The sequence below is a fragment of the Photobacterium sp. GB-72 genome (genome assembly GCF_003026095.1).
Taxonomy (GTDB): Bacteria; Pseudomonadota; Gammaproteobacteria; order Enterobacterales; family Vibrionaceae; genus Photobacterium.
In genome coordinates this window covers 41,457-53,392 of the sequence record NZ_PYNV01000014.1, presented here as the reverse complement: position 1 = coordinate 53,392, position 11,936 = coordinate 41,457, and the positions used below count along the sequence as shown (strand labels likewise).

Genomic DNA, 11,936 nt, shown 5'->3' with positions numbered 1-11,936 from the left:
TCAATTAACCATTTCTACTTAGCTTATTAGGCAGTAAACATCATCTACAGTTACAGCCCAAGCGCAGCCATATTTTGTTCAACAACCTTTACGGGTAACGGAATATAACCGTCTTTTTGAACAATTTTCTGGCCGTCACTCGATAGAATAAAGCGCAAAAACTCCCCTTCCATCGGTGCTAACGGCTTGTTCGGGTGTTTATTAACATAAATATATAAAAAGCGGGATAATGGGTAATGACCACTGACTGAATTCTCAATCGTCGCTTCAACATAATCATCTCCTTCACGCGCCACAGGTATCGCTTTAATCCCTGTCGTTTTATAGCCTATCCCGGAATAACCAATCGCATTTAATGAAGTTGATACCGATTGTACAACCGATGCCGATCCCGGTTGCTCATTAACATTGTTACGAAAATCCCCTCGACATAGCGCATGTTTTTTAAAATAGCCATAGGTCCCTGAAACTGAATTTCGTCCATAGATCTGAATACCACGATCTTTCCAGCTACCCGGCAAGCCTAGCTGTCCCCATTTGGTAATAGGTTTTAATGCACCACAACGTAAGGTTTGTGAATAAATCGCATCTAACTGCTCAAAGTTAATCCCCTTTAATGGATTATCTTCATGCACAAACACCGCAAGCGCATCAACGGCAACTTTAATCGCAGTCGGTTTATAACCATACTCTTGCTCAAATGCTTCAATTTCTTTGTTTTTCATTGCTCGGCTCATCGGGCCAAGTTGCGCTGTCGCTTCAATTAATGCGGTTGGCGCTGTTGATGACCCTGCCGTTTGAATTTGAATATTGATGTTTGGATAGCGACGTTTAAATTCTTCCGCCCAATAAGTCATTAAGTTCGCCAAGGTATCTGAACCAACTGACGACAAGTTACCGGAAATGCCGCTCACTTTCTGATAAGGCAATAAGCTTGGCTCTACAGCTTTAACGCTTGATGTTTCTATACTGGATGTTTCAGTTTCAGCCTGAGCGCTGCCAGCCAGTAATAACAACAATACCCCAGTAAAAGATTTCAATCGCTTACTTATACATTTCATCTCTTTAATCACTTCTAAATATCATCGGCTAATTCAGCCGTTTGAGTGTTATCTGCAATTAATCGAGACGGCAGTGTAAATGCAAAGGTACTGCCCTTTTCAAGCTCACTTTCAATTTCTAAATGGGAGTCATGATGGCTCAAAGCATGTTTAACAATCGCCAGTCCCAAACCACTACCGCCAGTTTCACGAGAACGGGCTTTATCCACACGATAGAAACGCTCTGTTAAGCGATGAATATGCTGAGCTTCAATGCCCTCACCACTATCTGTTACTTCTAATCTTGCGCCGTTAGGCGAGCGATACCAACGAACCGTAATATCAGCATCACTTGGAGTATGTTTAACCGCGTTATAAACCAAATTAGAAATCGCACTACGTAGCTGATCATCATCTCCTAAGACACTTAAGCTCTGATCAATCTCAAAATTAAAATGCTGATTTTTATCCCCACTGAGTGAGATCGCTTCTTTTTCTAAAATATCTAACATCGCAGGTACATCGACCACTTCCTCTAACTCAATGGTTGGAGCGGCTTCAATTTTTGACAAGGTTAATAACTGTTCAACTAGCGCATTCATTCGCGCTAATTGCTCCGTCATCACCCCATGTGCACGATCCCACATTGGTCCCGATAGCATGTCAGGATCTGACGACATTTCAAGATAACCTTGCAGCACCGTCATTGGCGTGCGCAATTCGTGAGAAACGTTAGCAAAGAAATTACGACGCATACCTTCAAGCTGCTTAAGCTGAGATACATCACGTACCGCCATCAAATACTCACCTTCGGTATAACGCATGATCCGCAGCTCTAAGGTGCGGTCATAGTTCATTGGTGAAGTGATTTCTAATGGCGTATCAAAAGACTGTCTTGCCAGAAAACGAACAAAATCAGGGCTTCTTAATAAGTTACTAATAGGTTGACCCGCATCATCAGGCCAACGTAAGCCCAATAATTGCTGCGCTAATTTATTGCACCAAACGATATTGCCTTCACTGCGGAATACAACAACTGCATCGGGTAACGATTCAGCACCATTACGGAAACGACGAATTAGGGTGGTTAATTCTTTACGGCGGCGACGATTACGTTGTTGTAAACGATACATGCCATTAAATAGCGGCTCCCAACTACCAGAACCAGAAGGAGGAGTAAGGCTACGATCTTTCCATAACCAATCAGACATTTTCAATTGATTGTGGAAATGCCAAATCAGTTGAATCCACGTTGCGACGAGTAAAAACCATGGTAAATAACCGAAAATCAGACCAAGGATGATCCACGGTAGATAAAACAGAATTAACTCCCATACCAATTTTTTCCATGACAATCTTTCGACCATGCTTTACTCCTTGTAACGGAGTTATGGTATGGATCCGTTACATTAAATTTCTTTACTCGTACAAACAACACAACCTCCAACCTTATCGAACTGCGATAATGGGTGAAGGCTCGTATTTTTCTTTATATAGCCAACCCGAGTGTGGGTTGTGGATCATTACTATGGGCGAGTTGAGAAGCGATAGCCCGCTCCACGTACCGTTTGCACCATCTTATCGTGCCCACCTGATTCTAACGCTTTTCGTAAACGACGAATGTGAACATCAACAGTACGATCTTCAACATAAACGTTAGTGCCCCAAACATTATTGAGTAACTGTTCACGACTATAAACGCGCTCTTGGTGCGTCATAAAGAAGTGCAACATTTTAAACTCTGTTGGGCCCATATCTAATGGTTCATCATCCGATGTCACACGATGCGATACAGGATCTAATTTCAGCCCTTGCACATCAATGACATCATCTAATGCTGTTGGTGACACACGACGCATAACCGCTTTTAAGCGTGCCATTAACTCTTTGGGAGAGAATGGTTTAGTGATGTAATCATCCGCACCTACTTCAAGACCACGAACTTTATCTTCTTCCTCACCACGTGCTGTTAACATTACAACAGGGATTTGGCGTGTAAGTTCATCGCGCTTAAGGTGTTTGATCAGGTTAATACCTGAACCACCGGGTAACATCCAGTCCATGAGAATAAGCTCAGGATAAGGTTCGCACATTTTTTCTAGTGCTGTGTCATAGTCCTCAGCTTCGATCGCTTGATAGCCCTTTTGCTCCAACACGAAACATAGCATTTCACGAATTGGAGCTTCATCTTCTACCACAAGAATCCGTCTTACCATAATCAAATATACCTAGTCGTTTGCTTCATCTGACATGCGCCATTATGTGTTCTTAATATTACACTTTTGTGACTTGTTGTAATAAAAGTATAAACTAAGTTGAATATGTGTCATTTAAACACTCTCATAATTTATAAAATAATGAGATAAATATTAAATAATTACAATGGGTTAATGCGTATTTATATTAACCTTTTATGGCAATATGACTACGCCCCCCCCCTTGTGCTTCAACCGCCACTTGCACCCCGATACGTTCAACTAAAGTACCTACATGAGAGATAACACCAATTTGTCGACCATCCGCTTGAAGTGCATCAAGGCAGGCTAATGCCATTTCTAAACTATCAGGATCTAGGGTGCCAAATCCTTCATCAATAAACAGAGAGCCGAGTTGACGCGTATCTGCCGCCAGTGAGGCTAAGGCTAAAGCCAAAGACAACGACACTAAGAAACTCTCGCCCCCCGAAAGCGATTCCACACTACGTACTTCATCACCCATATCATGATCGATAACCTGCAACGCCAATGGGCTGCCCGGTACTGGTTGTAACGCATAACGTGGCGCAAGATCTTGCAAGTGATGGTTGGCATTAATCACTAGCTGTTGCAGCGTTAATCCTTGAGCCAAGGTACGGAATTTATTCCCCGTAGCCGAGCCGATTAAATCACTCATTTCCATCCATAGCTCGGTTTGCGTTTGCTGGGTCGCTAATGCTGAGCGAAGATCACCAGCTTGTTTATCAGCTTGTTCGCCTAAATCTAAACGTTGGCGTAATTGGAAGACTTGATCATCAAGTTGCGATTTTTCCGTCTGCCATTGGCTAAACAATTGCTGCTGAGTTGAGGCGTCATCACTAATGTCATGTTCACTAAACCACTGCTTGGCTAATTCAACCGTCGGCTGATAATCCACCTGTGCTTGCTGTCTTTCTTTAACAATGGTTTCGCCTTGCGACACCGCTTGCTCTAGCTGTTTTAGCTCACTGCGCTCTTGCTGTAACCATGCCTCATCGTGACTTAATAACGCCGTTAATTCAGCCTCCGTTAACGCGAGCTTTTCCAACCATGCTTGCCACACTTGTTGTAGATTCTGTTGCGCCGTTTCAGATTCTGCTAATTGTTGGGTCGCGTTCTGCTGTTTGGTTAACTCTGCGGCAATCACTTCTGCCAATTGGTTTAATTGTGTTTGTCGCTGTTGGCATTGTTGCTGCTGTGCATCAACATCGGCTTTGGCTAAGCGTTCAATCGTATCGAGTGGCTGATCGCCAATAAGCTCAATACGTTGTTGCCAACAAACCTGTTGCTCTTTCGCAAGACGGGCTACTTTTGCAGTTAACTCATGGGCTTGTTGCTCACCATGTTGAACGCTATTGGTTAATGTTGCGAGCACTGGTGCAAGCTCTGTCAGCTGTTTTTCAAGCAATTGCTGTTGCTCAATATTGGTTTGATATTGTTGAACTTGGCGCTCTAAATCGGCAATAAAGCCCGCTTTACCTTGCTGAGCTAATGCGTTTATCCATGCGTCATTACCATAGATTGTCATTAACGCCTGCTGTCTTTCAGCTATCACGTTTTGCAGATTATTAGCTTGTGCCGTAAACGCATTACATTGTTCTTGCGCTTGAGTTTGCTGCTGAGTTAGCAGATAGCCTTGCTCTTTCAGATCAGCTTCTTGCTTAGTTAATTGCTGTAATTGAAGCTGTTGTTGCTTTACCTCTTCAATCAGCACTTTGCGCTGTTCACCCTGCACTTTAATCTGCTGCATTTGCGATTTAGCATCATCGACTGCTTGTGACCAATGTGCTTGATAATGAGAAAGCTGAGCTACATCGCTATCAGTCGATAAGGTAATTTCAGTCAAAGTAATGGCATTTAGATCCGTTGCCATAAGATCGGTCCAATGGCATTGCTGCTGGTTAACTAACGTCTGAATCGTATTATTAAAACCTGCAATTTCTTGCTCAATATCAGTGTGACGTTGCTTCTCTTGCAAGACAGATTGAGTTAGCTGGCGCTGCTCGGCATTAGCATCTTGTAATTGCTGGGCTAATTGCTGTAATCGCTGTTGTTGTTGGCTAATAATGCTTTCAACTTGCGGATTATGCTGCTGATAAGGATGATTTTCAGAGCCACACAGTGGGCAAGCTTCACCTTCAACAAGCTGCTCGCGATAGTCATTTAAGCTCATGACAGCACGGCTTTGGTTTAGCTGAAGCTCTACTTCTTTATGCTGAGCATCTAATTGTAATAACTCAGGCGCTAATGCCGCCAAACGTTGCTCACAGCTAGCAATATTCGTCACTAAACCTTGCTGCTGAAGCTGAGATTTATCACGCTGTTGAAGCAAACCATGCCATTTATCTAGGCCGAATAAACTCTCTTTTAGCTTACTACTTAATTGCTGATATGCAGCGTAATGCTGGCGTTCTTGATCTTGTAATTGCTCTAATGCCGTTAGATCGTGCTCAGCAGTTTGCTGCGTTAATTGCAGCTTTTGCTGATCCAATGCAGAAAGCTGTTTATCCAATTGGATCTGCTGCTGCGCCACGCTCGTTAATGTTGTTTCACGCTGTTTTATGTCAGTTTGCAGCTGTGCAATTTGGCTTTGCGCTTGTTGATACTGGCTGATGTTATCTTTAATCGCATTTTGCTGCTCAGCCAAGGCTTTTACCCCTTGCGTTTGAGCCAATGCAGCGGTCACTTGTTGCTGTTGTAACTGGGCGGCGTGTTGCTGTTGTTGCTTACTCGCAAGTTGCTCACGCTGGATCGTGAGGTCTTTATTTAAGCCAGCTAATTGCTGCTGTAACTCTGCGCTTTGCTGCTGTAAAGCATCACGCTTTTGCTCAATACTTGCCGCTTGTTTTAGTTTTGGCTCAAGATCGGTTAACAGCTGTTGTTTTTGCGCTAATTGCTGCTGGCTTTGCTCAACACTCGTTTGTAATTGCCCTTGTTGCTGCTGCTTAGCCGTTAATTCAGCGGTCGCTGATTGCAATGATTGCTGCCACTTGAGCACTTGTTGCTGCGCTTGGGTTAATAGCGTGAAATCACCGCGAGCAGGCAGTGCTTGCTCATATTTAGTCAATTGCAAATAACGCGGCGCGGCTAATTGTTGGTCTTGCTTAGCTTGTACTAACTGCTGCTCACTTTCACCAATACGCTGCGTCAGTTTTTCAGCATTCACCAACACATCTTGATGCTGTTTTAGTTGCTCTAACTTTTGTTGCTGGCTATTTACTTGTTCACGAGCACTGACCAATTGAGTATTTAATGCTTCGCGCTCTTCGTCAGTTAACAGTGCGATATCACCTAACTTACCTTGAAGTTGCGTCAGTTTGAGCTTTTCATCTTTGGCACGTTCATGAGCCGCAATGGATAATCGACCGTAAATTTCACCGCCCGTCATACGCTCTAACAGTGCTGCACGTTCATCAGCCCCTGCTTTTAGAAATGCCGCGAATTCGCCTTGTGGCAACATCACAGCACGACGAAACTGATCGAAGTTCAAGCCAATCAGCTTTTCAATTTCTGCTTGTAGTTCTTGTTTTTTACCCGCGAAACGCTGCCCTGTTTCAATGTTTTCTAACCATTGTTCAGCGGCTTGAATTTTGCCTTCTGCACGACCACGCGCACGACGAACATGCCAATGCGAACGCCAATGTGAACCATCATTGGCAATAAAATCGACTTCGGCAAAACCTTCACCTTTACCGCGCGATAAAATACTACGCACATCATTGGCTTTGATGCGGTTATCTTCATCATCACGACCGATTTCAGCATCGTTCTTTTTGTTTGATTGCAAACGCGGAATACGATCAAACAACGCCAAACAAATCGCATCGAGCAAGGTTGATTTACCTGCCCCTGTTTTACCTGTGATCGCAAACAAGCCAGCATCGCCTAATCTGCCACCCGCAAAATCAATCTCAAATTTGGTTTGTAAACTCGCTAAATTTTCACCACGAAGCGCAAGGATTTTCATTGTTATTATCTCTCTTATTCTTGTTCTTCAACTTGGGTTAATAGGGTTTCAAACGCTTCAGCCATTGCTTCGGTTGGCTCACCATCGAATTTCTTATTCCAACTTAATGCGAACACTTGTTGTGGCGACACCTCTGATAATCGACGGTGTTGCAAGCTATCTTGTTGCTCGCGTTGGCTGTAATGAGGCGTAATTTTGGCAAGGCGAACAGATTTGCCTTCTAATGCTTGCAGCACTTTTTCACGCAAGAGGGCTTGTGGTTTATCAAGCAACACATGCACTTCTAAAAAGGGTTGTTGCTCACGTGGCAATTCATCGTCAGGTAAGGCTTTTAATGCGGCTAACACTTCATCTAACGGCGCGGGTTTTGTTGGCACTTTAAGCATATCGACACAGCGAGGAATACTGATCTCTTCAATCGCTTTAACGTCACTACCATCAAACTCTACTGCTAAAATTTGGTGGTTATAATTACGCTCTGACATCGATAGTGGAATCGGCGATCCGCTATAACGCACATGCTCTTTCTTCGCCACTTTTTGGGCTAAATGCAAATGTCCAAGCGCGACATAACCCATGTCATCAGCAAAAATTGAGGCTGGTAGCGCATGTTGATTACCGCCAAGTACACGACGTTCTGACATTTCAGATAATTGCCCTGATGCCATATACGCGTGTCCCATGCCGATCATCGCTTGTTCTGGCGCAAGCAATTCACGGGCGGCTTGGGTCATATCGCTATATAGCACTTCTACCCCTTTAATTAAGCGGTCTTCGTTTTCATCAAGGTTATCGGTACGTAAATCTGCGCTGCGCAAAAACGGCACAGCTAATACATACGCGGCAGTTTGTTTATCTTTATTAGTGATAGGCACCAGCATACGCTTAACATCTAAGGTGCCATCTTCTAAGCGATGGATACCGCCAACCATATGCAAATCAAAGGCTTTTAATAGTTCATGAGGCGCATCAAGCTTGCTTGGTGAATCATGGTTACCGCCAATCATCACTACATCTAAATTCGGTAGGGTTTTCGACACTTTTGCCAAAAAGCGATACAACATGCGCCATGCGCTGGCTGGCGGATTGGCAGTATCGAAAATATCACCAGCAACTAATAAGGCATCCGCTTGCTGAGCTTCAAGTTCATCGGCTAACCAATCTAAGAACGCTTGATGTTCATAGTCGCGGTTATAACCGTGGAGTTGATGCCCTAAGTGCCAATCAGAGGTATGGATGATTTTCATAATATAATGCGCAACCTAGCCAGAAATAATCTGCTGATTGTACCGTGAGATCTGCCAAACCACATCTGCTATTTCACTGCCTTACACAGCTATCACGGAATTTTATTTTTGATAAATAAGTCAGTGAGTTAGTTTTGGAGAATGATGTAGTTTAAAGTGTTAAAAATTAAAAAAAATTAAAAAAAATTAAAAAACTTTTAGTGTTGTTTTAGTTGAAACTAATTATAATTTATTTCTTTAATGTTTATCGTGCTTTTATTACTACGAGCACTTTCTAGAGCTCTGCTTGTAACGCCTTGATTTAGATAAATACATCTAAATACTTTATATATTATTCAACAATTCGGACACCTTAATGAAAACATCTTTAGTAATAACAACTTATAACTCTAAATTATATTTAAAGGCTGTTCTTAATAGCGTCTGCATGCAAAATATTTTACCAGATGAGGTAGTTATTGCTGATGATGGTTCATCAGACGGTACAGCCGAAATGTTGAGCAGTTTAAAAGATACTTTTCCTGTTCCATTAATTCATGCTTATCAAGAAGATGAAGGTTTTCGAGCTTCTAGAGCCAGGAATTTAGCCGTAAAAGCGGCCTCCGGCGATTTTATTGTAATGATCGATGGAGATATGTTCTTAACTCAAAACTTTATTCAATCACATATTAATAACGCTAAAAAAGGTACTTTAACTCAAGGCCCTAGAGTTAAGATGAGAAAAGAATTAAGTCTTCGTGTTATGAATGGATATGAATTTCCAAACTTATTCTCTTGGGGGATTAAAGGGTTAAGGTATAGAAAAAATGCTATCAACTCATCGTTCTTAACTAAGGCCCTTATATCTATAAGAAATGATATTAAAAATATAAGAAGCTGTAATTTTGCTTTTTGGAAACAAGACTATATAGCTATCAATGGTTTTGATAACGATTTTATTGGATGGGGAAGAGAAGATAGTGATTTTGCGCAACGCCTAGTTAATAACGGAATAAAAATACAGCATATTCGTTGTGGGTGTATTGGCTACCATCTTTGGCATGAAGGTAACTCCCAAGATAATTTAGGCGTAAACCATGAACTGTTATTAGATACAATTAAAAATAAAAAAATACGCTGTGATAATGGTATTGATCAACTTTAGGTATGTTGAATAAAAATTTATTAAATATTACTAACTTTGGCACATTTTAATGACTCTAAAAGGTCGCTTCGGCGGCCATTGTTATACTGAACGTTACCGTTAGTATAGTTTGTACATTAAGGAAACCAGTAGTAGTTGATTCTATTTCTGCCTATGATGAAAAGGGCTCTTTATATCTTGAGCTCTAAAGTCAACTTTTCTTTGTAATGTGTGCTTTATTGTTTCTGTCGCCTTCGTATTTTCAATCAGGTCCTGCTTTAGTTCTTCAGACTCTTCTCTAAACGCAAGAAGTTTACCTTTTTATTCAAATAAACTTTCACATAGAAAATGAGTTAAAACCGTCCTTCTCCAAGCAAAAATCACCGTTTCTCGTTTCAACAGCCCACGCAACATAGTTAACAGCATTATCAAGCCTCAATGACAGATATCCATCGCGAAGAAAAAACGATTTCTGTCTGTAGTGCTGCCGATAACATTAACTATGAACTGGAATACAATTATTTAATTATCGCCATTGATGCGGTAAGTAATGACTTAAGACATCCGCTTGCTGAGCTTCAAGTTCATCGGCTAACCAATCTAAGAACGCTTGATGTTCATAGTCGCGGTTATAACCGTGGAGTTGATGCCCTAAGTGCCAGTCAGAGGTATGGATGATTTTCATAATATAATGCGCAACCTAGCCAGAAATAATCTGCTGATTGTACCGTGAGATCTGCCAAACCACATCTGCTATTTCACTGCCTTACACCGCTATCACGGAATTTAATTTTTGATAAATAAGTCAAGGAGTTAGTTTGGGGAAATAAGGTATGTTTCTAGGTGAGTTAAAATGAAAAAGGCCGCTATGAAGCGATCTTTTAAATGTATATTTAACAGTGGCTCTATTTATACGTACAAAAAATCGTCAAAAGATGATTATTCATCCTGCGTTAGGCTGTTTTTAATACTTCACATAATTTATTAAGCAGTAAGGCTCTTTCCCTGAAATCCACAAAATAGTTATTAATGAGTAGTACAACACCATTTCCAGTATCTGGATCGATCATAACGCGTGACAGAATGCCAGGCCCACCACCATCATGTCCCCAAAATGTACCGTATCGTGCCGTTTTAAATTGGAACCATCCAAGTCCAAGATTGCTACCTGTTGTAGGATCATTACGCTGAACATGAAAAATACTATCGATGGTTTCTCTTTTGAGTAATGCCGTTTTAGCTTTATTCTGTGAAAGGAAGGATTGCATAAAAGTGGTTAATGCCAAAGTGGAAGATCCTAGTAATCCGGCTGCATTGAAAGGTGAAAAATAACTACAATCATCAATAGGATAATAGTTTTTATTGCCATCAGAAGGGATGACCCTTTGACTTAAGTAACCGCGATCTTTCATGCTTTTGGTATATACGCCCATAATTGGAGCTCGAGGACTGTTTTTCGCTTCGTAAGGAGTAATGAGTTTTTGTTGATCTAAATCGGCTTTCTGCCAACCGATATCTTTGATTCCTAAGGGAGAAAATATATATTTATATGTATATTCTTCAAAGGATAAATTAGTTACTTTTTCAATTAGATAAGCAGCAACTAAAGCATTCAAATTTGAATAACCTGAGATCACACCAATAGGATCTGGTGTAACTTGCGTGAAATCACCAGGCTGGTAAAGGTCAAAAACCAAATCTGAACTGTAATGAGCACCATCCGGAGAAATATTAGATGTAATCCATGCATTCAGATCATCAGGGTAATCTTTACAGAAAAAATCTGCCATGCTGTCCGGGTCTGATGTCATTCTTCGCGAAGACAAGGATGATGTGTGAGTTAACAATTGATATGGCGTGATCGGGGTCTCAGGAAAGTGGGGATTTCGCATGGTGAATCCCAAATAATCGCTAACATCACCATCTAGCTTTATTTTACCTTTTTCCACTAATTGCATCACGGCAGTCCAAGTGACCAACTTACTGACAGAGCCTAAAGTCGGCCATATGCTTTCAAACGTTGCCGGTTTTTTACTTTCTAGATTTTGATAACCAGAACTCTTTTCCCAGACTAACTCACCATTTTTAATTAGAGCAGCACTGATGCTGGCTGCTGGTAGATCAGTTATTGCATTTTCCAGTAAATCTTCTAACGCTTTTTCTGGTGTTTGCTTTTTAGTAAGAGCCCAAGCTCCGGTTACACCAACTAATCCTCCGATTCCAACACCTTTTAATAACCTTCTTCTCGAAATCTTATTCATTTTTACTCCATCCCTAAAGTAATAAAGCTCTTGATACTAAATAATCATGAGCGAACAATGCCAC

8 protein-coding genes are annotated in these 11,936 nt (G+C 41.4%); 1 reads left to right on the top strand and 7 read right to left on the bottom strand.

The window, feature by feature from the left end; genetic code table 11:
- Window positions 1-50: 50 nt before the first annotated feature.
- The 5 genes from C9J40_RS15445 to C9J40_RS15425 form a co-directional block, all read right to left on the bottom strand.
- Window positions 51-1,061, bottom strand: a complete 1,011-nt coding sequence (locus C9J40_RS15445; protein ID WP_233217656.1) for a PstS family phosphate ABC transporter substrate-binding protein — start codon at window positions 1,059-1,061, stop codon at window positions 51-53.
- Window positions 1,062-1,075: 14 nt separating this feature from the next.
- Complete coding sequence (gene phoR, locus C9J40_RS15440; RefSeq protein ID WP_107247362.1) at window positions 1,076-2,407, bottom strand: phosphate regulon sensor histidine kinase PhoR; 1,332 nt, start codon at window positions 2,405-2,407, stop codon at window positions 1,076-1,078.
- 159 nt (window positions 2,408-2,566) lie between these two features.
- The gene (gene phoB / locus C9J40_RS15435; protein WP_107205963.1) at window positions 2,567-3,256 is read right to left on the bottom strand and encodes a phosphate regulon transcriptional regulator PhoB; all 690 of its coding nucleotides are present in this window, start codon (window positions 3,254-3,256) and stop codon (window positions 2,567-2,569) included.
- A gap of 187 nt (window positions 3,257-3,443) precedes the next feature.
- Entirely contained in the window at window positions 3,444-7,241 is a 3,798-nt protein-coding gene (locus tag C9J40_RS15430; protein ID WP_107247361.1) for an SbcC/MukB-like Walker B domain-containing protein, read from the bottom strand.
- A 14-nt stretch (window positions 7,242-7,255) separates the two neighbouring features.
- Entirely contained in the window at window positions 7,256-8,488 is a 1,233-nt protein-coding gene (locus C9J40_RS15425) for an exonuclease SbcCD subunit D C-terminal domain-containing protein (RefSeq protein ID WP_107247360.1), read from the bottom strand.
- Window positions 8,489-8,843: 355 nt separating this feature from the next.
- On the opposite strand from C9J40_RS15425, the gene C9J40_RS15420 reads away from it, so the two are divergent.
- A complete protein-coding gene (locus tag C9J40_RS15420; RefSeq protein ID WP_107205960.1) occupies window positions 8,844-9,632 on the top strand; it encodes a glycosyltransferase family 2 protein in 789 nt (262 codons plus the stop codon).
- 505 nt (window positions 9,633-10,137) lie between these two features.
- Here C9J40_RS15420 and C9J40_RS15415 read toward each other — a convergent pair.
- Both C9J40_RS15415 and C9J40_RS15410 read right to left on the bottom strand, forming a co-directional pair.
- Complete coding sequence (locus C9J40_RS15415; protein ID WP_369919083.1) at window positions 10,138-10,296, bottom strand: hypothetical protein; 159 nt, start codon at window positions 10,294-10,296, stop codon at window positions 10,138-10,140.
- 268 nt (window positions 10,297-10,564) lie between these two features.
- Window positions 10,565-11,872 (bottom strand): serine hydrolase, encoded by a 1,308-nt coding sequence (locus C9J40_RS15410; protein WP_107247390.1) that lies wholly within the window; start codon window positions 11,870-11,872, stop codon window positions 10,565-10,567.
- Window positions 11,873-11,936 lie beyond the last annotated feature (64 nt).